Raw genomic sequence first — 23,318 nt, 5'->3', positions numbered from 1 at the left:
TTGATTACGTTATTGTTTATCTGCAATGATCATATCAATAAGATCCATCATTGAATTTGAATACATTTTTGGTTTTAAATACAACGGATTATACGGTATACCAGTTCTATCAATATAAGCTGCATTCAAGCCTGCTGATAAAGCGCCATGTGTATCCCAGTCATGAGTTGCGACTAAACATAGCTGATCTATCGGTTGTTGTAATTTTTGAGCGGCAAATGCATAAACACGAGGATCCGGCTTAAAACTTCCGGTCTCTTCTACTGAAAGAATGTCATCGAAATAGTCAGTTAATTGTGCGTATTTCATTTGTGTCGCAATGAGCGTTGATGATGAGTTAGATAAAGCGACAACTTTAAACCCATGTTGACGTAACCGACTAAGCGCAGGTTTTATATCAGAATAAGCTGATAAATTTGAAAAAGCACCAAGTAATTCGGTTCGCTGACCTTCTGTTAATTGAATCTTATAATTAGCAGCAACCGTATCAAGAGTAATACGGGCTAGCTCTGCAAAATTGCTTTTAACTGTTGTCGTAATACAGACCGTAGAAAGATGCAGTAACTTTGAAAACCAGAGAGACAACGCATCTTCGCTACCAAAAACGGCCTTAAATATTGACTTTAAAGCTCCTAAATTTAAAACCGTTTCATTTATATCAAAAAGTATCACTTTCTTGTTCATATAATTACTCTTTACAATAAGTTAAAACGCATAAACGATATCCTTATCGTAGAGTAACTATACTTAACATTGATAATTCAACTTGTCCAATATTCTATATACCGATTAATCAGATGATATATTCTATTTATAATAGACCATTGTATTGGCGCGTTAGATGTTAGCCTTACATTTTTTGATTGCTCGATACTTAGGAAAGGATACTTCTAACATATTCATAATCAATCCTTATTAAATACATCTCTATAACTACACTAATATCCTTAAATATCAGACTATAAAACAAAAAAACTCGACATAATAATGCCGAGTGTTGTTTGAAAGCGCATAAGTACTTTTTGCAACCATCACCCCTTTTTATATTTGATATGAGCACATTTACCCGGTTTTTCTCCTGTTGTTGCCATTATATCTTCTCCATATTAAATCAAGGGTATCTATCAAACCCACTGAATATAATTTCATTATACACTTAAAAATGACGGCGTTTTACGAAGTTACTCCAAATAATCTTCATAAGAACACTCTGGACAGCCACATCTTTTACCATTGAATAGTGCCCCATTTCACCAACGACAAGTGCTTTAGCTATTAGAATGACAGCTTAATATCTATATTATCCACTAAACCTGTCTTATTCCTATATTTCAGGATCGACAATGCCCACAATCAAAATGATGATCGCGGTATTTCTGCCTAAGAATAAAAAGTGTGGTTAGTTTCTTCTTTATCTATCTGATAATAATTTTTCGCTTAACAGTTCGATTTTTTTCTGTTGTTCTTGAACAACCTTTACAAGCATATATATTAATGGTGTTGATTTATCAGCTAAACAATCTTGAATTTTATTGCCATCAGCTAAAGTTAAATCTCCAATATTATCCACTAAGGAAGGAAATACTTTCTGTAAATCTGATGCTAATAAACCAATTTGTTTATTACCAGTAACCTTAGAATGATAAGTACCTATACGCAGTTTCATAAAATCTGCGGTGTAATCTCTCGCATCGATAAAATTTGTTTTGGTTCTCGGATCTGATATCACACCATAAGATCCAGTTGCATTTAATACCGAACCATCAGCCTCAACTGTATATTTAGTTGTATGGTTACGGTCTTTAACATAAAAAGGTTTATAGTCAGGAAGATCTTCCACCATCCAAACACCATAACCATAACCACCATTAGCTAACTCTGTACTACTAGGTAAAACAATATAACCATATTCAGTACCATTTTGACGATATTCACCGCCTCCCGCCAAATCACCACCAATGAGGATCTCTTTATGACGAAAAGATGCTGAAAAATTAAACTTATAATCAGTAATATCAATGGTTACCGGGCAATTACGCGAATATTGAGTATACCCATTATTATCCATAATATGAGATAACTTTTTCTCATCGTCTTCTTTTCCTACCACATGCTCAATAACATGAGTCTTTACATTCACTACGCCATAAGAACCAAAAACTTGTTTCCCATATTGAACATTTGGTGATCGAGCCTCATCTATTGCAACATCACCACCAACAAATTTGACATTATTACCTAAAACAATTCCCCAGCGAGATATATGCGTAGCTGCTTGAAAAACTTCAAAATCTGTATTTGATATTTTTAATGAGTTATGAAGAATATTTTCATATGAACCAGAAGTAACAAAGTCAATAACCTCGCCACTCATCCCCTCAAAAGCACAGTTTTGCATGTGCACATCACAGGCTTCAAATTTACCAGCACTTATGCATAGATGACCTCTAATCCCTTCCAAAAAAGTCGTTGTAGTAAGATTATCATCTGAATATAACGGCTGTTTAAACCACACAGGATAATTCACATCGTAAAAATTAAACCCAATAGAATGATAATAACTACCTGAACTACGTCCATCTACAGATGCTGCAGGTTGAAAAACAACACAAGAGTATCCTCCTGAAAATGATATGTTTGTAGATACATAACAAAATTGTTGAGATCCTAATTGTGATTGATTCATATCATTCGGAATAAAACCAATATGTAATACATTTCGAAAACCAGATGAAAAAGCACCAGTACCACAAATTCGAGTAAAATTATTAGACGCACGTAAAATAATCATATTATTTGATAACGCTCTAATTTTAGTGCCCGAACTTAAAATAAAACAAACTCCTTGTGTTTGTGATTGTCCTTGTGCTGGCGTAAACGGCACATGCCAACCAGTTTGATAACCATCATCTTGTCTTAATACAGCATCAACACCATAGTCATAATCACCTAAAATAATATCACCACCACCTTGTGATTGTATTTTTCGAATAAGTTCATTCATTTCTTTTGATGAACATTGGCGATTTTTTATATAATCAGGTGCATAATATTGACGTGTATTAACATTTGTCACCTTCCCTAACTGTCGTAAATCCTGAAAACTACCATCTGAATTTATATGACAAAGGTTATATATTTTATGTTTATAACCATTACTATCTACATAATCATCCACTCGTTGCTTACTTGATCTAAAGTTCAATATTGCTTTTTTTTCACCAAAATCTAACTCTTCATAATAAACATCCATATAAACATATTTATCATTAAAAAAATCAAGCACTTTATCTGCATTTAATTTAATTCTCATGCCATCTAAATATACTGAACCTGATTTTATTTTTACACTCTCTTCATTTTTTGTAACTAAAAAACTATCGTCAACAAACCAATCTTTACCATTTTGGTCAATGACCATTTGAGATAAATTATAATCAATTTGATCAATACGCTTTGCTGTATTAAATTGCCAACTTTTAGGGTCATTTGTAATATTAGTAATTTTAGCTAATCCTTTATAATCTAAAATAATAGATTGTATTAAAACCCCAGCATTTATCGTTTTCACAGTAACATCGGGATAATTAACTGCAACAATTACATCATATTTAGTAGAATATAAACCAACCCAATTAAATACAAAACCACCAATATTATTAGAAAGTATTGCCGTAAATATTACAGAATTATCATTAATACGGGCTTGTTCAGTAACATCGGCACGATAAACTATTTCATCATCATTAATATTTTCATTTTCATTAGGGAAATCACTTCGATATGGTTTATAACCAAATATGATTTTATCACATATTATTATATTACCATTGTCTCTTAGTTTAGAAAAAATAAGCCTACCACTATCTGTTATAATAACATTAGCTGGATCTTTTTTATTATTCTCTTTTTTCGCAACTACAGTATAAACTTCCCCCGCAGAAGCAGAGCTACCGACAACTACCCCGCCAACCAACATTGATGAATTTTTAATAAATGAACGTCGAGAAAGACTAGAGTTATTTTGTTTCAAGATGATATACCTATTTAGAATAAATAATAATTATATATAAATTACTTTAATCTATATATCAAGAATTAAATATAATTTAATGTTATCCAGAGATTTAATGAAATATAAAATGTAAAAATTCACAACCGAAAATATAAAAAAAGCACATATATTATAAAAATATATGTGCTATGATTTGTCACTGTTTTTTAAAAATATTCATAAATTAACAATTACAATGTTAGAGATCCCATATTTATTCTCACCATTAACATAAGCGCAACAAATACATCAAAATTAATAAGCTACGTATTTTTAATTATCATTACATGCTTAGTTTACACAAACTTCCAATACAAACTTAATATAACAATAATATTTATACTTATATTGGGTATGCTTGAATTAACATCTTAGTTTATAAAGTAAAAAACAACACTTAATAATCAGTGCTTACCTTATATGTAAGATCTCTTTCATAAATGAATTTATAATATAAAATATGTATAAATTAGTTACCCAGAATATATTGTATAAATATAGCGCTCTTATCATTGGCGTCAAAATTATCTTTAGATAACTTCACACATGACTGCGATAACTCTTCAAAACTGTTTTTATCAAATGATGATAGCTGGATGATTTTTTTACTCATAGAAAGATAATCACCATATTCAAAAATAAAACCGTTGATACCATCAGTAACACTATCAATACATCCTGGTACGTTATAACATAAAACAGGTATACCTAGAGCATTTGCTTCCATGACAACAACAGGAAAACCTTCTCTTCGCGATGGTAATACGAGAACATTCATTTTATCAATATACTGCATGATTGGTTGTTTAAAACCATGAAAAAAAACCTGTTCTTTAAATTTATTTTTAAATTTTAAAATATCTTCCCCATTTAATGATGATGGATTAGATGGATATATATCACCAAAGAAATGAAATTCAAACTCAAATCCTTCTTGATTTAAATCACCTATAATCTTAAATAAATCATCAACACCTTTCTGTCTTATCAATCTACCAACATAACAAATTTTAATTTTATTGTTTAATATCTCATTATTATTTTTTTTATATTTATCTAATTCAATACCAATACCATTTAAAACCAAATCATCTTTTTTACCAAGCTTAGAATATTCATCTGCATTCATGAACACTCTTTTTACTGATATTAATGATAGAATTTTTTTTATTAAAAAAAGAAACCGACGATTTAACTCACCTAATGTACCTAACCCTTCAACAACTACAGTTACTTTCTTTCTAAAAATAAAAAGTATCGGAGATAATAAAATTGAACAAGCTAAGAAATGTGATATTATCACATCAGCCCATTGACCTAATTTCAACAATTCTTTATATAAAAAAAACGTACTCAGTCTGCTTTTTTTTATCAAAACTAACTCAACGCCAATTTTTTTCAATTTTTCCTCAGATAGATAATCATCAGATACTGATAGTAATTTAACTTTATGTCCTTTACTAATTAATGATTTTATATAGTTAAATCTGAATAAATAAGCTGTTTTTGTTGAATTATGTAGAATCAATATTTTTTTCATTTTATTTGCTCTGATATATTTTCAACCATGTTTTTGTAATCGCCGAAATAGAGTAATGATTAATAATTCTATCTCTTCCTTTTTTTATTAATTTATCTTTTTCTTCTTTCGGTATAGTTAATGCAGTTATCATAGCTTCTGCTAAAGCTTTAGAATTTTGTGGTGGGACAACAAAACCGCCATCACCAACACCTTCTTTTACTCCGCCACAGTCAGTAGCAACAACTAAACACTGCGTTAATAATGCTTCAGCAGTAACCAAACAAAAACCTTCATATTCAGAAGACAAGACAAAGCAATCCGCACCTGATAACCAACATTCAACATCACGTTGTAATCCAAGAAATACAACAAAATCATCTAGACCAAGCGTTTTAGTTAACTGTTTCAATTCTTGTTCAAGATAACTTTGCCCAATAATTGCAAGCTTAACTTTTTTTCCTTGAGCGATGGCATTATTTACAACAATAGACATTGCATTTAGCATATTTGGATAATCTTTTTGTTCTTCTAATCGTCCAACAGCTAAATACAAAAAAGTATCATCATCAATATTTAATGCTTGTCGTTTCAATATTCTTGCTTGCTGTGAAAATGTAAATTTCTTATCATCAAAACCATTGCCTACAGCTATCATCTGATTTTCTTTAACGGCACCAGATTTAACAAAAGCTTCTACTGCTTCATCACTAACATTCGTATTAATATCAGCTAAAAAATTAGTATATTTATATGCTAATACACGCCCTTTACCACCCTCATTTGTATTATGTGCAGTACAAACTAATCTTGGCATTTTAGTAAACGTTCTTAATAAACGAGCAAACATATTGCCGTGAATCATATGGCTATGAACAACACTTGGATCAAACTTCTTTAAAATATGATGAGCAGAATAAAGAGCCTTAATTAGCCCCAATAATGTTTTTTTCATTCCAAGTTCAATAATTTCAATATCAGAATTTTTAGGTTTAACGTCTAATTTGCCTGTTAATGAAATAATCATAATTTTATTGCCAAGATTATATAATTCATCCGCTAAATCACATATCTGCCGTTCTGCGCCACCCATTCCTAAATCTGTTGTGATAAAGCAAATTTTATTTTTCATAATTTAATAATTTCATCCATTGATTCATAATCGGTTCAATAGCAAATTCTGAACGGCATTTAGTAATTGCAGCCTGGCTATATTTTGCATATTCAGAATCATTCTCAAAGGTCGTAAATGCAGTTAACATTTTATCCGCTAATGCAGTAATATCACCATCTTTCGCTAACCACCCACACGTTGAATCAATAATTTCTTTTGGTCCAGTTTCACAATCAAAAGAAACTAAAGGTAAGCCAGAAGATATAGCTTCTAATAACACCATCGGCAATCCCTCAAAACGAGAGCTCATTACATACAAATCTGCCTGTTGATATTGCTCACTCATATTACTTACATGAGAGACCCATTCGATATAATTATTTATACCTAACTTTTCTGCCTGTGTTTGTAGTGCTCTCTGTTCTTCTCCACTACCGACAATACGTAATTTCCAATCTTGTCGCTGCTTAATGACTAAAGACCAAGCATCTAATAAATAATCAAAACCTTTTTGATAAGTTAAACGTCCTGCTGAAATGGCAATTTTTGAATTTACGCCTTGTCGAGGAAGGCTTAAATCAAAAGATGCTGGATTTGAGATAGCAGTAATATTAGCTCTGCATCTTGCATTTTTTAACCAAAGCTTTTTGTCCGTTTCAGTCAATGTAATGACATCATCACAAAAAAATGCAGCAAGTTGTCGAGATACTTTTCTAAGTTTCAACCCAAGGTCGACATTAAAATTAAAGTGTTCCCAACAAATATTTCTTATATTCACACCAAAGCAAGCAGGGACTGAATATAATGCCAACATTGACTCAATATTAATTAACACATCAATATTATTATCTTTAATATATTTTCTTAATTTAATAATAACTTTGTGATAATGTTTTTTAAAATTTAAATTATGTTCAAATAGTGTATCTTTTTTAATGTTATCATTTAATGGAAATACAGATTGTTCTCCATCATACAAACTTAAAAATTGAACAGAAAATCCATTATCAGCTAGTTTATTAGCGATAATAGCTGAAACTCTTTCTGTACCACCAGAACGATTTAATGAACCTGTAAAAAAAACAATTTTTTTCATTACTTATTCTTAATAACAAAATATGAAGATTGGACCCATCGAATAATCGTTTTAGCTAATGCTACTGGATTACGTAAAAAATAACGAATTGGTATATTTTTTAACATCGCAGTACGAGAAATTAAATGGCCTTTAGCATGTTTTTCTAAGCTAGAACGACTCAGTCTATTATCCCCATGCTCATCAAAGAAAACTCTTAAAAATTTATTTACGTACATAAACTTATACTTTTTTGAGATCATTGAATAAAACCATATTTCTGGTATAAATTTGATATCATCAGTAACAGGATATAAATAATCTTTTAAAATATTTGTTTTTAAAATATCTATCCTCTCACCATAAATTCGACTACCAAACTCATCAAACCACGAATTAATAGAATATTCATTATCAATAGAGTAAGTGCTATCTGCTTGTTGTGATGATTCTTTTTTAGATAATGCACGTATTCCAATTACTTCTTTATTATTTTCAATTATTGAAATATATTTGTCAAAGAACAACCCTAAAGCATCTTCCATTAAAGCATCATCAGAATCAACACCGATAAAATACTCTCCATTAGCATTTAATACCGCACGATTCCATGCAGCTTGCTTACCCGCATTTTTTTGATAAATATATCTAATAGTGATTTTTTTTTCATTTTGAAATGCTTTAACTATTTGTTTAGTATTATCCGTTGAACCATCATCAATAATGAGCCACTCAAAATCACTATAAGTTTGATTTAATAAACTGTCGTAACATTTAATTAAATGATCACCACGATTAAAGGTAGGAGTAAATATTGTTAACATTTTATTTTATCCAATATGGTATATAGTCATAAACAATCCCAGATGATAAATTCCTATAAAAATTAAGAATAAATACAACTGCAATTGCAATTTGAAATATATAATTACCTAACAATGATTTTTTCATGAAAATATCATATAAAATTGCAGGAAAAAAAATAAATCCAGTAAAACATAATAGCTGCATTCTCATTAATATCGGAACTCCATTAAACACTAATGCAATACAGGTTGAGCCTAACATAGAAATATAAAGATACTTATAACCAACACTTCTCTTTTCTTTCTTCTTATAGTAAAAAGCCAATAAAATAGCCAAACTAATAGAAAAAATAAAATTAATTCCTAATGTTGCACCATTTAAATCATTTGTGCCTTGATAGCGTGTTAATTGAGATGGCATAAATGGCAATGTTATTAAATAATTTGCCGGTTTTAATATTGATAAAAAACCGCAAATAGATATAATTAATAATGCAAACTTAATATTGTATAACTTATTCTCACTCATAAATTTAATGGCTAATAAAACACCAAATACAATTAAAGATGTATTATGAAACATCACAGCAAACAAAAAGAAAATAACACTTTTGTAGGGTTTGTTATCTATCATCTTCAATATTGATATTGCAGATAACAAGCAAGCAAAACACAATCTAATTTGAGTAAAATCTCTAAATAATAGAAACATAGAAACATAGATAAAATATGATATGATTCTAAACTTGCCTGGAATATATTCAAACAATATATAAAGCAAAGCTATTACACATAAGAAATTAAATACAAACCTAAACTCAAAAAAATTCAAACCACATACATTTGCTATTTTTTCAAATAACAAAAAACCTACCTCTTGCCCCATTTCTGATGAATATTGTGAGACTTCTCCAAATGATATATTCTGAAGATGATTAAAAACAGAATAATAAACTAATGCATCACGATCTACTGTTAGCCCTCGAGAAGATACAATAAGATAAACAATTAGAGCAACAATAAGCAAACAAAATCCATTTGCTTTTTTATTAACACAAGAAATACCTAATAATGTAACAATTACAAATGGTATAACATCGTAAATATAATCAAAATGATACATATTAAAAATCATTAATATTAATAAACTTAATTATTTCGTATAATGTGAGAATTCACAATTAATACTAGACTTTTGATCAATACCATTAACAATAAAGCCTGTAATATCTATATCATTTTTTAAAAATATTTTTTTCAAAGTCATGATCTCTTTTTGAGATGTTTTACTAAAATAACCAACAACCAAACGTAATTTACAAAATTCACTAATGAGTACACTATCTGACGTAGCTAGACTTGCGGGAGTATCAATAATAACTATATCGTAATCAGATGATACTTTTGTCATTAAAGATTCAAGTTTAGGTGTCATTAATAATTCAGAAGAATTATCAACAAAACCACCACAACAAATAACATCAAGATTATTAACCAATTGACTTGATGTGATAATTGTGTCTAATGTGATATCCCCTTTTAAATAATCACTTAATCCTAGTGTAGCTTTTATTGAAAAAATACTGGCTATAGATCCATTTTTCATATTAGCATCAATAACTAATACTTTTTTTCCTGACTTTGCAAATAAAATAGCTAAATTCGTAGTTATAAATGATTTACCAGCACCTACATCAGGACTACATAACATTACAACTTTCGCATCCATTTTTTTTTGTAAAAAATAAATATTAGTTCGTAATAATCGTAAAGCTTCAATAGCAATATCATCATGATACTTAATTGCTAATAAATTAGTATCTTCATCATTTTTATTTTTAACTATCTTTTTTTGATTTTTTGAATATGGGATATTACCATATATTTCAAAACCAAGATCATTGATTTCATTAGTAGATATAATACCCTTTATCATCATGTATCTTAAAAGCACAATAACGGTTGATATAATAAATCCCAAAAATGTAAACATAATAACAATAAGAGTTTTTTTAGGCTTTATTGGCTGAGAAAAACTATGCGCACTATCTAATATAGTTACTGTACCTATTGCTGTTTGCTTAACAACACTTAATTCTTGTTCTTTTTGTTTTAATTGGTTATAAATTTGAGAATCAGATTTAACAACTCGAGTTAACCGTAATATTTCACGTTGAGTTGTTGGAAATTTATCAATCTTCTTACTAAGCCTTGCTTTTTCAGTTAACAGTATTTTACGTTTATTAATCAAAGCAATATAAATTGGATGCTTTTTAGTGTATTTTGTTGCAACATTACTCTCTTCATACACTAATTCATTTAACTGAGTTTCAATATTTGTTAATGAACCTAAAGCTAATTTTGACTCTATACTAAGATCAACTGAACCATTACTTTCACGGTATTTTTCAAGCTTATTTTCAGATAAAACTAAACGCTTTTTTACTATTGGTATTTCCGCATGAAGAAAAGCCAAACTACGTTCTGCTTCCAATGCATAGCGTTTTTTATTAAATAATAAATAGTTATCACTAATATTAGCTAAAATATGTTGAATTTTATTTTTATTCGTTCCTGTTAATGATATTTCAAGTATACCAGTACCACTAAGACTACTCTTACCTATTTCTTTCACCTGTAATCTGTTTTGTAAATTAATGGCTGCTTGATAGCTATCAATTTTACTGATATTAAAAACATCACCTTTCTTAGCATTAATTGATGAAACAAAAATAGTAGAATCGGAATTTGTTGCTAACTTCCCAACTTCACCATTTAATTTCCTCTTAGTTGTCATATTAGTTAATGTATAACGACCTAATTTTTCATTAGTAACAACTAGTTTAAATTTCTCATTATCATTTTTTATTGTCACTAATTTATCAATAGTAATAACTTTAGGATCTCGAGACAATCCAGCCATAATTGAATTTAAAAATGATGTTTTTTGTGGTGTCACAACTGTTGTTAAATTCAATTCATTGATAGTTTTACGCAAAAAACCACGTGATTGAATAATCTCACGCTCAATAGTAGTGCTTGATGATAATGAAAATAAATTAGCAATATTTTGGCCAAAATTACTTATTCTAGATTTATCACTATCAATTTTAAATATAACATTTGCTTGATAAACAGGTGTGGACAATTTTACATAACAAACACCTACAACAATAAAGATAGCCATACACAATATAATAAACCAACGATTATCTTTGATTACTTTAATATACTCAAAAATATCTATTTCATCTTTATCAATCATTGCAGTGTTTTTCATACCAGGCATAACCATAAAAACCTAAATATCCATTATATTAATAATGGATATATTTTCATTATAAAATAAAAGCTATTAATTACATTTAAAAATATAGCTAAAACAAATTAAGTACGATATTATTTATGTATAATAACGATAAAGTATCATGATTACAATCCTTATAGTACATTTCAATATACTTTAATGTCATAAAAACCATACATACAAAATAATAATAATTAACTACGGATTCATAATAATACAAATTATATAGCCATACTTATAATACTATTTATTCAAAATTAACAATAATCTTTTCTTGTCACTATTCGCAACCGATAAAAAACCATTTTATTTAACACTCTAAATATTATCGCTTTTATATTTTTTGAATTTATCATCATATTTATAGTAATTAATTTATTAGCTTTGTCTATTGTCTTTGTTACATTTAAATGATCTAAATGATCTGCTCTAGCACATTTTGATAAAAACGATATGTATTGTTCTGCCAAAATCTTAGAAAAATAAGGTTTATCCTCACTATATTTTTCAGCATAACGATGCAAGCCAAATAATGCATCATCAATATAAGATAAAGTAACCAGATTTGTTATACTTAACTTTCTAACTCGATAATAAACAATTATATAATCAATTAATTTACATGTTGCTGCTTGATATATAACTAAAGGTATAACTAATTGGTCCTCAAAACATCGACCGCAATCAAATTCAATACCATTAAATAACTCTCGTTTAAACACATATTGCCAACAATAAAAATCATTATCTTCAATGATTTTATTCTTACTTACTAACAAATCATGCCCAAAAGATAAACAAGGTTCATGATCTCTTTCCCCATCAATAAATTTCTTATATTTAAATTTATATAAATCAATTTTAGATATGGTTAGTTCTGTTATTATTTTGTTAATAACCCCTTCTGCTAATATATCATCAGAGTCTAAAAAGGAAATATAGTCTGCTGATGATTGCTTTAAACCAACATTTCGAGTAAATGATATTCCTTGATTAGCTTGATTAATATATTTAAATTGATATTTACATTTATATTTTTCAATTATTTCATTTGACCTATCTTTAGATCCATCATTAATAATAATAACTTCAACATCGTCGGTTACTTGATTAAAGACAGATTCTAAACATTCATCTAAATATAATTCAACATTATATACTGGAATAATTATCGACAATAACTTAGACACATTCACCTCTAATAAATATTTTACGTAAAAGGTTTTTTCTTATAACCACAAATAATAATATTATAAAAGTCAAGGATTCGACAAAAACAATTGAAATAGCGCCGCCAATTGCACCATATTTAGAAGATAAGAAAAAACACAATGGAATATGAATAACAGCAACAATCATAGGTAAAATTGTATATTCTTTCTTATACCCATGAGGTAATAATACATAATTCCCTAATACAGTTGACTCAACAGCTAAAAATATTGTAAATGATAGTACCATTAATACTATGCCTGAACTTTTATATTCTGCACTATAAAATATAGAAACAATTTCTTTATTAAGTATAAAAATAAACATAATTATTGCTATAGATAATAGTCCCTGAACAATAAAAGTTGCTCTTATTATTCGATAAGCTTCATTTTTATTGGTTGCCAGTAATTTATTAACTCTAGGATAGATTACATTTCCCATAATAAAAAACACACCCAATACTGCACCTTTTAATCGATCAGCGGCAGAAAATAAGCCAACTTCAGTAATATTAGAAGATAAGCTAATAATGATCGTTGTACTCATCGTATACAAACTTATAGCAAAAGAGGCTAAAAATATTGGAGAAGCTTCATGAATTGATTTATAGATACTAAGATCTTTATATTTAACATTTACCAATAGTTTATTTTTAATAATATAAAAAATCGCAAACAAGCCAACAATAAAGTTTGTTGATGATTGAATAAATATTGCGATGCCAATATCTGAACTATCTTTAACAAAAATAAAAAAGAACGGTAGTGAAGCTAATTTAGTCATTACCATAAAAAAAGAAAGCACGGGTATTTTTTCAATTCCTTGAAAAAACCACATAGGTAATAAAACAGTACCAACTAACATTATTATTGAATAATATAACGTTGAAGAAAAAACATTATCGAGGTTGATCGATACTAATACAACAATCGTTAATATAGAAGCTAAACAGATTGCTATTTTAGCTATCATCGTTTCATAGAAAACAATTGATACTTTTACTTTATCATTTTGAACATCAGCTATCTTTTTTGTCGCTGATAAATTAAAACCAAAATCAATTATCATTACAAAATATTGAATTGTTGATAAGGTTAAACCATATTTACCAAACCCTTCCACACCTAAAACTCGGCTTAAATATGGTAATGTTAACAATGGTATTAAATAATTACTCCCTTGAACAAATAACAAAGAAATCATACTTTTTAACATAAAATAACTACTTTAATAAGATAAAACCCAGAAATAATCATTAAATACATAACTGCATAACTAATTTTTTACTAACTCTATTACTGATACTTAGTATTAAAAAATATATACTTTATATAAAACGTTAATATGTTAAATATATTATTATTTAGATAACAAACTGAATCATAAAAATAGCTATTCTATCAGCTAGATAGCTTCCCTACAAGTTATTGATACTTGTTTTAAATTTAAAAATACGTATTAGTTATAAAATTTTACTTACTAATTATAATTAATAATTATATTTAAAGCACCTATTATAATTACAGTCAATTACACACCCAAATAGAGCATATAATATAGAACATCTATATAGCAATTAATTCCAACAGTTTTATTTCATAAATGTTTAAATAATATAATAACAATCAAAATTTTTGTTTTAAATATAAAATCACGATAAGTAAAAAATAATATCAAATAACCTATTTTTACACTTCAAGCAGGATCTTTACTGACTAACATATCAACCTCCTATTGAATTTAGTCCCCATTCGCACCATTATCACAATTACGTACTTGTAGTATGAGGCCATAAAGCGGTAAAATATGTGCCCTCTTTTAGTCATGAGAATGTTTAATGTCAGAACAGAAGCGAAAGGCCCTCAAGAAAATTGCAAAATGCCTTGAGTTGGGTAATTCAGCAAATGTAAACGAAGCAGCCCAAGCCATTCGTATGGCTCACCGCCTCATGCTCAAATATGGTCTAGAAAAAGACGATATTGAATTCATTAAGATGGGCAAAACTAAGTCAAAAACATTATTGCCATCAGATATTAGTCCACAAATTCTAAAAATTATTCGTGGTATTAATCGTCGTTTTGGAGTTGAGTGCGTTCTAACTAATTACAAAGGTTTAAAACAAGCAGAGTTTATTGGTACAGCTGAGCGTGCTATTTTTGCAGCTTTTGCCTTTGATATTGTTTATCGTGAAATGAACCAGCAAACAGGCCAATTCCGTAATAGCTTTGCAGGAACAGGCACGAGTACATCTGAAGTTACTCGTCGCGTATCATCATTTTTAGCAGGTTGGCTTGAAGGGGCATTAGAAAAACTGCCTGTATTAAATACCGATGATGATCACGATCAGCGTATGGCAAACTATATTGATAAACAGTTTGAAAATTTAGATCGTGAAACCTTTAAAAAACAACTTCAAGAAGCGATGAAGGCACTAACTGATGATTATGAAAAAGGCATGAAAAAAGGCCGTTCTATCTCAGTTAGCCGCCCAGTAGGTGGTACAAGTGCACAACAAGAGCTTAAACGCTTGAACTAGATTTATCGTTTCTAAACAAAAAAGCCGCTTTTGCGGCTTTTTTTATACATCGTTCTTACTATAGCCAGTTATAGCAAGAAAAACTGCATGCTTTATTTATAGTTTAAAATCCCAATTGAACAATAAAAGCACCATTAAACTTACCTTATTAGCATCTAACCGTAGCTTTTTGAACAAGTCGTTTAAAAAAACGGCAAAAGAACCAATTTCAACGTAAGAACATCAAAGAAGTGAGATTTATCTCTCATTTTTATGATAGAATGAATCAAAATCCCTTATTTCTATAGCCTTTAGACATGAAATTTCCTGGTCAACGTAAGTCAAAGCATTACTTCCCTGTCAATGCTCGCGATCCATTGGTTGTTCAAATTCAACAAGAAAACCCACTAGCTAAATCACATCTTGTTGGCGTAGGTCAAACAATTGTGGATATTGAAGCGCGCGTCGACGATGACTTCTTAGCCAGACATGCTCTAAGTAAAGGCCATTCTTTAGTCCTTGATGAAGATAAAGCAGAACTTCTATACCAAGAGTTAAAAGAACGTAAACTGATCAGCCATGAATATCCTGGCGATACCATTGGTAATACGTTACATAACTACTCTGTTCTTGCTGATGATAAATCCATCTTACTGGGCGTAATGAGTAAAGATCTAAAAATTGGATCTTACGCTTACCGCTACCTTTGCAATACATCTAGCCGTATTGATCTTGATTATCTACAACCTGTTTGTGGTCCTATTGGTCGTTGCTACACGTTGATCACTAAAGATGGTGAACGTACATTTGCAATTAATGAAGGACAGATGAACCAATTGCGTCCTGAAAGTATTCCTGAATGTGCATTTAAGCAAGCTTCTGCATTAGTCCTTTCTTCTTACTTGGTTCGCGGTAAACCAACCGACCCAATGAAAGATGCAGCACTTAAAGCGATTGAGTTTGCGAAAAAGAATAATGTACCGGTAGTACTGACGCTTGGCACTAAATACGTGATTGAAGATAAACGTGAATGGTGGATTGAATTCATCAAAGAACACGTAACTTGTATCGCTATGAACGAAGAAGAAGCTGAAGCCCTTACTGGCGAAAAAGATCCATTAATGGCTGCTGATAAAGCACTAGAATGGGTTGATATGGTGTTGTGTACTGCGGGACCTGCAGGTCTTTACATGGCGGGTTACACTGATAACGAGCTAAAACGCGAATCAACATTGCCATTATTACCAGGTCGTATTCCTGAATTTAATAAATATGAATTCAGTCGTCCAATGGCGAAAGCTGATTGTATCAACCCTGTTCGTGTTTACTCTCACATCTCCCCTTACCTTGGTGGCCCGATGGAGATAAAAAACACTAATGGTGCTGGTGATGCCGCTTTATCTGCCCTACTGCATGATATGTCAGCTAACCGTTTCCATAAAATCAATGTTCCAAATTCAGCTAAACACACTGCACAATTCTTGTCTTACTCTTCGTTCTCACAAATTTGCCAATACTCAAACCGTGTAAGCTATGAAGTGCTCATTCAACATGCTCCTCGTCTTTCTCATGGTTTACCTGAACGTGAAGACTGTTTAGAAGAAGCTTACTGGGAACGTTAACCAACACTGATTATCTTTTCCTAAAAAAGAGCGAATTGTCGCTCTTTTTTTATATCTCTATTTTGCTATAAATAACCCGTAGCTAATTATTCACCCCTCCTTCTGTAATATATTGAAATAAATAATAAAGATAAAGAAACACGCCTAATAATAGTCATTTTTAGTGACTTTTCTGTCATATATACGATCAAATAACAAATTTTAACTACATCACATCGTCGACATTCAATGAACAACAAACTGTGATCAAGTTAAAGGAAAACGTTTTCATCGCTACATTTTAGTAAAAGTTTTACTAAAATCCATTCCATGTTAACTGAGTTCATTGCTTTAGTGCTTTGAGTCGGTAATTTATTTCTCGCATCCTTTGATAACCAGCTTATTTCTATCTACGTTATCATCGATCTGATTCATGGAGGATATTATGTCTGAATCTATGCGCGGTACAATTGGAAAGTTTGCTCTACTGTCGATGACATTTGCAGCTGTATTCAATGTCCGTAATATCGTTAACAACAACATTGAATTAGGATTAAGCTCAGCACCTATTTTTCTTTTTGCTACATTGGTTTATTTCATTCCTTTTGTTTTCATTATTGCTGAATTTGTCTCTGCCAATAAAAACTCTGAATCAGGTATGTATGACTGGATCAAAAAACCGCTGGGTACAAAAGCGGCTTACATGGGCTCATTCTTATATTGGTTTGTAAATCTATTTTGGTTTATCTCATTGTTGCCGAACGTTATTGCTTATGCTTCATACGCCATGCTTGGTTATGAATATGCGTTCTCACCAATGGTAACGTCAATGATTTCAATTGTTTTATTTGCCGCAGCGACGCATATATCAACCAAAGGTGCATCGTGGTTAGGTAAAATTTCAGAAATCGTTGCTTATGGTGTCTTTGCCCTATTTGCGGTTTATGTTATCGGTGCCTTAATGGCATTAAATGGTGACGCGCCGCCAGCTGAACCCATTACACTTGAAGCCATGACGCCAACCATTAATTGGGCAACATTGGGTATTATGTGTTGGATTTTCCAAGCAGCTGGCGGTGCAGAAACCGCAGCTGCTTATCTGAACGATGTTAAAGGCGGTCAGAAATCATTCATTAAAGTGATCATTGTTGCTGGAGTGCTGATTGGTAGCATGTATGCCATTGGTTCATTATTAGTTAACGTATTTGTGGCTCGTGGTGACTTAACCTATTCAGGTGGTATGGTTGAGATCTTCACCGGTATGGCCCATTACTTTGATATCTCAGCACCATTAGTCGGTCGTTTTGTTGGTGTCGTACTCTTTATTGCTATGTTTGGTGCAATGATGATGTGGACAGCTGCACCGGTTAAAATTCACTTCTCTGAAATTCCGGAAGGTGTTTACGGTGAGAAAACAACTCAGCTAAATGAACATGGTGTACCTGTTCGTGCTGCATGGTGGCAGTTTGGGTTTGTATTAGTGATGCTAATTGCTAACGGTTTTGGCTCTGAGTCTGTTCAAGAAATGATGAGTACAGCAATTAACTTAACCGCAGGTACTGCAATGTTACCGCCAATCTTTATCATGGTGGCGTATTTTGTGTTCCGTCTTAAGCATGATGATACCCCACGTGAGTTCCGTATGGGCTCGCGCCTATTTGGTATGGGGATGGTGTCATTATTGATTGTTATCTTTATGGTAAGTATGACAGCTTCTGCTTTCCCTCCTGGTGTCGATCTTGTTAAGGCATTCTTTATCAACGTGTTTATGACCGCTGTATTTGCAGGATTAGCTTACTTGTGGATCTCTCGCTTTGAGAAAAAAGCAACTAAAGCATCAACATCAGTAAAGACTAAAATTACCACACAAACGCACTAATTTGACATGTTCCCCCAAAAACAAAAGGCCGATGCGGTTATCGCATCGGCCTTTTCATTTATAAGGTTTATATTGCGGCTAAACTATAAGTGACTAGCACTCATTAATCGCATTACGAACCCGCTTATCAGAAATCGGATAAGGCGTACCCAGCTGTTGAGCAAAGAAACTTACACGTAGCTCTTCTATCATCCAGCGAATTTCTTTGACTTTATCAGGTACAGGTTGACCTTTAGGGATCTTGTTTAACAACTCGTTGTAGTCATTAACCACTGATTCAATTTTTAGAATATGAACCCGATCTTTATTAGGATCAATAGGCAGTTTTTCCATACGACGTTCAATGGCACGCATGTAACGTAAAATATCAGGTAAACGCTTCCAACCACATTCAGTCGCAAAGCCTTTAAATATTAAACTTTCAATTTGTGCTTTAATATCTGACATTGCAAACGCCATACGTAAATCAATACGGCCTTTTAAACGCTTAGAAATATTAAATGCCGTTGTTAGAATGGCTTCCACTTGCTTAGCAATCTCAACTACAGTATCACCAAGCTCTGCACGAACATATTCTTTCAATGCTTCAAAGGTTTCAGGCTGCCACGCTAAACCACCTTTTTGTTCGATAAGCTTATCAATACCACACGCAATGCAGTCATCAATCAAATCAAGCACACGACCGTATGGGTTAAAATACAAACCTAACTTCGATTTATTCGGTAGGTTTGCATGCAAGTATTTAATTGGTGATGGTACGTTTAATAAAATCAAACGACGTTGACCTGCTTGCATAGCGTTGTGCTGTTCTTCTTCGGTTTCAAACAGTTTAATACCAACAGAGTCTTTGTTATCGGTTAACGCAGGGAACGCTTTAACTTCAAACCCACCACGTTTTTGTTGGTAACGCTCAGGTAATGCACCAAAGCTCCATGTTTTTAAACCTTCTTGCTCAATATCATCATCAGCCACTTGTGATAAGGTCTCTTGTACCTTTTCTTTCAAGTTTTCTTTTAAGCCATAGATATCTTTGCTTTCACGCAGTTTACGATTGCGATGATCAACGGCACGATAGGTAATTTTAAGGTGATCAGGGATCTGATCTAAATTCCAATCTTCGCGCACTAAGGTTACGCCACTCATTCGCTTTAACTCTTTCTCAAGAGCATCAAGTAATGGCATTTCCATTGGCTTAACACGCGCAAGAAATGCATCTGCATAATTAGGTGCAGGCACAAAGTTACGGCGTAACGGTTTAGGTAATGATTTAATTAATGCAATCACTAATTCCTGACGTAAACCCGGAATTTGCCAATCAAAACCATCTGGTTTCACTTGGTTTAAAATTGCTAACGGCACATGAACCGTCACACCATCGTTATCTTCACCCGGCTCAAATTGATAACTTAATTTAAGCTTCAAGTTTCCTTGATGCCAGAAATTAGGATAATCAAGATCCGTTACATGGCTTGCATCACCACGGAAAAGCATTTCACGTTCAAAGTTAAGTAGCTCTGGGTTTTCTTTTGAGGCTTTTTTCCACCAGCTATCAAAGTGACGCCCAGAAGTTACTTGTAAATCAATACGTTGATCGTAGAAGTTAAACAGCTCATCATCATCAATCAAAATATCGCGACGACGAGACTTATGCTCAAGCTCTTCAACTTCACGCAATAACTTACGGTTTTGTTGGTAGAACTTATGCTTGGTTTCCCAATCCCCTTCAACTAATGCGGAACGAATAAATATTTCACGTGATAACGCGGGATCAATATTGCCATAGTTAACTTTACGCTTACCAACAACAGGAATACCGTAAAGAGTGACTTTCTCAAACGCATGCACTGCGGCTGATTTTTTCTCCCAATGCGGTTCACTGTAACTACGCTTGATCAAATGCTCAGCTAATGGCTCTACCCATTCAGGCTGGATTTTGGCACCAATTCGGCCCCATAAACGCGAGGTTTCAACCAGTTCAGCCACCATTACCCACTTTGGCTGTTTCTTGAAAATGCCCGATCCAGGGAAGATATTAAAGCGAGCATTACGCGCACCTTGATATTCGTTCTTCTCTTGATCTTTCATACCAATATGAGACAGCAAGCCACTCAACAGTGCGATATGAATGCCGTCATAGCTAGCTTCATTACCATTCATTTTTAACTCAAGCTCTTTGACTACTTGATTAACTTGGTAATAGATATCTTGCCATTCACGAATACGTAAATAGTTTAAGTATTCTTTCTTACACAAACGACGGAAATGGTTATTAGATAATTCTTTCTGCTGTTCTTGAATGTAATCCCATAAATTCACAAACGTGACAAAGTCAGAATCTTTATCGTAAAACCGACGATGCTTTTCATCTGACTGTTGTTTTTTATCTGATGGACGCTCACGTGGATCTTGAATGGATAGCGCACAAGCAATGATCATCACTTCACGTAATGAACCTGTTTTAGGTGCTTCTAGTACCATACGAGCTAAACGCGGATCGATAGGCAAACGTGCTAACTGACGACCAAGATTTGATAAACGCTTACGTGGATCGGTTGCAGTAGGGTTAATTGCCCCTAATTCTTCAAGCAGACGAATACCATCTTGAATATTGCGATTATCAGGCGCTTCAACAAATGGGAAGGCTTGAATATCACCCAAACCAATCGCAGTCATTTGCAAAATAACTGACGCTAAGTTAGTACGAAGAATTTCTGGATCAGTAAATTCTGGGCGTGATAAGAAATCATCCTCAGAATATAAACGAATACAGATACCTTCTTGCACACGACCACAACGCCCCATACGCTGATTAGCACTGGCTTGTGAAATTGCCTCAATCGGTAGACGTTGAACTTTGGTACGGTAGCTATAACGGCTAATACGCGCAGTACCGGGATCGATAACGTATTTTATACCAGGTACAGTTAGCGAGGTTTCCGCTACGTTAGTCGAAAGCACAATTCGACGACCGTTGTGAGACTGGAATACTCTATTTTGTTCATTAGCTGATAATCGTGCATACAGCGGCAGAATTTCAGTATGACGTAAATTACGCTTTTCTAATGCATCAGCAGTATCACGAATTTCACGCTCACCGTTCATGAAGATCAGAATATCGCCCATGCCTTCATCGCACAGTTCATCAACCGCATCAAAAATAGCATCGAGTTGATCGCGATCTGTATCATCGCCATCTTCAACTACTGGGCGGTAACGCACTTCCACAGGGAAGGTACGGCCTGATACTTCAATAATAGGTGCATTATTAAAGTGCTTTGAAAAACGCTCAGGATCGATAGTGGCCGATGTAATAATAACTTTTAAATCTGGGCGCTTAGGCAATAATTCGCGTAAGTAACCCATGATAAAGTCGATATTAAGACTACGTTCGTGCGCTTCATCGATAATAATGGTGTCATATTGACTTAAAAAACGGTCGTGCTGAATTTCAGCCAGCAAAATACCGTCAGTCATTAACTTAACGTGGCTGCGCTCAGAAACTTGATCATTAAATCGTACTTTATAACCGACATGTGAACCCAGTTCACACTCCATTTCCTCGGCAATACGTGTTGCAACAGAACGTGCAGCTAAACGACGAGGCTGGGTATGACCAATCATACCGTGAGTACCACGACCAAGCTCTAAACATATTTTAGGTAACTGGGTCGTTTTACCTGAACCAGTTTCACCTGCAACGATAACCACTTGGTTATGTTTAATCGCTTCTGCAATGTCATCTTTTTTCTGACTAACAGGCAGTTGAGCAGGATAAATAATTTTGGGACGATGATTTCGACGTAATTCTACCGTCTGCATTGATTTAGCAATATCTAACGCAATTTCATCAAATACTGCATGCTTAGATTTTTCATTTTTAATTCTTGATGCGCCTTGTACACGTTTGTGTAGACGAAAACGATCGCGCATCATGCAATCTTTAATCGCAGACTTTAATGTTTTTTCATTATTTAACACGTCTGCTTGAGTTTGATTCGACTGACTCAATGTAATTCCTGTCTTTTCAATGACTAATGATACCGACCATTCAAATACAATAATACTATCGGTATAACTTGGCGATTCGAAATTTTGTTAATTCTATCACAAATGAAACGGTGTGAGATCTGCTTAAAAGACAATTACTCATAACGACCTAATCAGCCATAAAAAAAGCCCATTTGTTGGCATTCAAATGGGCAAAATTTTATTTATAAACAGTATGTTTACAAA

14 protein-coding genes are annotated in these 23,318 nt (G+C 32.3%); 3 read left to right on the top strand and 11 right to left on the bottom strand.

Going from position 1 to position 23,318, the window contains the following annotated elements; genetic code table 11:
* Window positions 1-9: 9 nt before the first annotated feature.
* The 10 genes from CZ809_RS09720 to CZ809_RS09675 all read right to left on the bottom strand — a co-directional run bounded on the left by CZ809_RS09720 (window position 10) and on the right by CZ809_RS09675 (window position 14,305).
* Window positions 10-684, bottom strand: a complete 675-nt coding sequence (locus CZ809_RS09720; protein ID WP_080157368.1) for a haloacid dehalogenase type II — start codon at window positions 682-684, stop codon at window positions 10-12.
* Between the two features lie 727 nt (window positions 685-1,411).
* Window positions 1,412-4,033: a phage tail-collar fiber domain-containing protein gene (locus tag CZ809_RS09715; protein ID WP_080157366.1), complete on the bottom strand. Its 2,622-nt coding sequence runs from the start codon at window positions 4,031-4,033 to the stop codon at window positions 1,412-1,414.
* Between the two features lie 490 nt (window positions 4,034-4,523).
* Window positions 4,524-5,594, bottom strand: coding sequence for a glycosyltransferase (locus tag CZ809_RS09710; RefSeq protein ID WP_080157364.1), 1,071 nt, complete (start codon window positions 5,592-5,594; stop codon window positions 4,524-4,526).
* Between the two features lies 1 nt (window position 5,595).
* Window positions 5,596-6,705 (bottom strand): glycosyltransferase, encoded by a 1,110-nt coding sequence (locus tag CZ809_RS09705; protein WP_080157362.1) that lies wholly within the window; start codon window positions 6,703-6,705, stop codon window positions 5,596-5,598.
* A complete protein-coding gene (locus CZ809_RS09700; protein ID WP_080157361.1) occupies window positions 6,695-7,783 on the bottom strand; it encodes a glycosyltransferase family 4 protein in 1,089 nt (362 codons plus the stop codon). The genes CZ809_RS09705 and CZ809_RS09700 overlap by 11 nt, the downstream gene beginning before the upstream one ends.
* Window positions 7,783-8,586, bottom strand: coding sequence for a glycosyltransferase family 2 protein (locus CZ809_RS09695; RefSeq protein WP_080157359.1), 804 nt, complete (start codon window positions 8,584-8,586; stop codon window positions 7,783-7,785). Before CZ809_RS09695 ends, CZ809_RS09700 begins: the two co-directional genes overlap by 1 nt.
* A gap of 1 nt (window position 8,587) precedes the next feature.
* The gene (locus CZ809_RS09690) at window positions 8,588-9,691 is read right to left on the bottom strand and encodes an EpsG family protein (RefSeq protein WP_159447945.1); all 1,104 of its coding nucleotides are present in this window, start codon (window positions 9,689-9,691) and stop codon (window positions 8,588-8,590) included.
* A gap of 30 nt (window positions 9,692-9,721) precedes the next feature.
* Window positions 9,722-11,848 (bottom strand): polysaccharide biosynthesis tyrosine autokinase, encoded by a 2,127-nt coding sequence (locus tag CZ809_RS09685; RefSeq protein WP_159447944.1) that lies wholly within the window; start codon window positions 11,846-11,848, stop codon window positions 9,722-9,724.
* Between the two features lie 284 nt (window positions 11,849-12,132).
* Entirely contained in the window at window positions 12,133-13,065 is a 933-nt protein-coding gene (locus CZ809_RS09680; protein ID WP_159447943.1) for a glycosyltransferase family 2 protein, read from the bottom strand.
* Complete coding sequence (locus tag CZ809_RS09675) at window positions 13,058-14,305, bottom strand: oligosaccharide flippase family protein (protein WP_080157351.1); 1,248 nt, start codon at window positions 14,303-14,305, stop codon at window positions 13,058-13,060. Before CZ809_RS09675 ends, CZ809_RS09680 begins: the two co-directional genes overlap by 8 nt.
* 622 nt (window positions 14,306-14,927) lie before the next feature.
* Here CZ809_RS09675 and CZ809_RS09670 point away from each other — a divergent pair.
* The 3 genes from CZ809_RS09670 (at window position 14,928) to CZ809_RS09660 (ending at window position 19,085) form a co-directional block, all read left to right on the top strand.
* A complete protein-coding gene (locus CZ809_RS09670; RefSeq protein WP_080157350.1) occupies window positions 14,928-15,626 on the top strand; it encodes a DUF2786 domain-containing protein in 699 nt (232 codons plus the stop codon).
* Window positions 15,627-15,922: 296 nt separating this feature from the next.
* The gene (locus CZ809_RS09665) at window positions 15,923-17,227 is read left to right on the top strand and encodes an inosine/guanosine kinase (protein ID WP_080157348.1); all 1,305 of its coding nucleotides are present in this window, start codon (window positions 15,923-15,925) and stop codon (window positions 17,225-17,227) included.
* Window positions 17,228-17,651: 424 nt separating this feature from the next.
* Window positions 17,652-19,085: an amino acid permease gene (locus tag CZ809_RS09660; RefSeq protein WP_080157346.1), complete on the top strand. Its 1,434-nt coding sequence runs from the start codon at window positions 17,652-17,654 to the stop codon at window positions 19,083-19,085.
* Between the two features lie 93 nt (window positions 19,086-19,178).
* Here CZ809_RS09660 and hrpA read toward each other — a convergent pair whose 3' ends face one another.
* A complete protein-coding gene (hrpA, locus tag CZ809_RS09655) occupies window positions 19,179-23,093 on the bottom strand; it encodes an ATP-dependent RNA helicase HrpA (protein ID WP_080157344.1) in 3,915 nt (1,304 codons plus the stop codon).
* Between the last annotated feature and the right edge of the window lie 225 nt (window positions 23,094-23,318).

This window comes from Photobacterium piscicola (genome assembly GCF_900166965.1).
Lineage (GTDB): Bacteria > Pseudomonadota > Gammaproteobacteria > Enterobacterales > Vibrionaceae > Photobacterium > Photobacterium piscicola.
The sequence above is the reverse complement of the archived record's forward strand: the minus strand, read 5'-3'. Positions and strand labels throughout refer to the sequence as shown.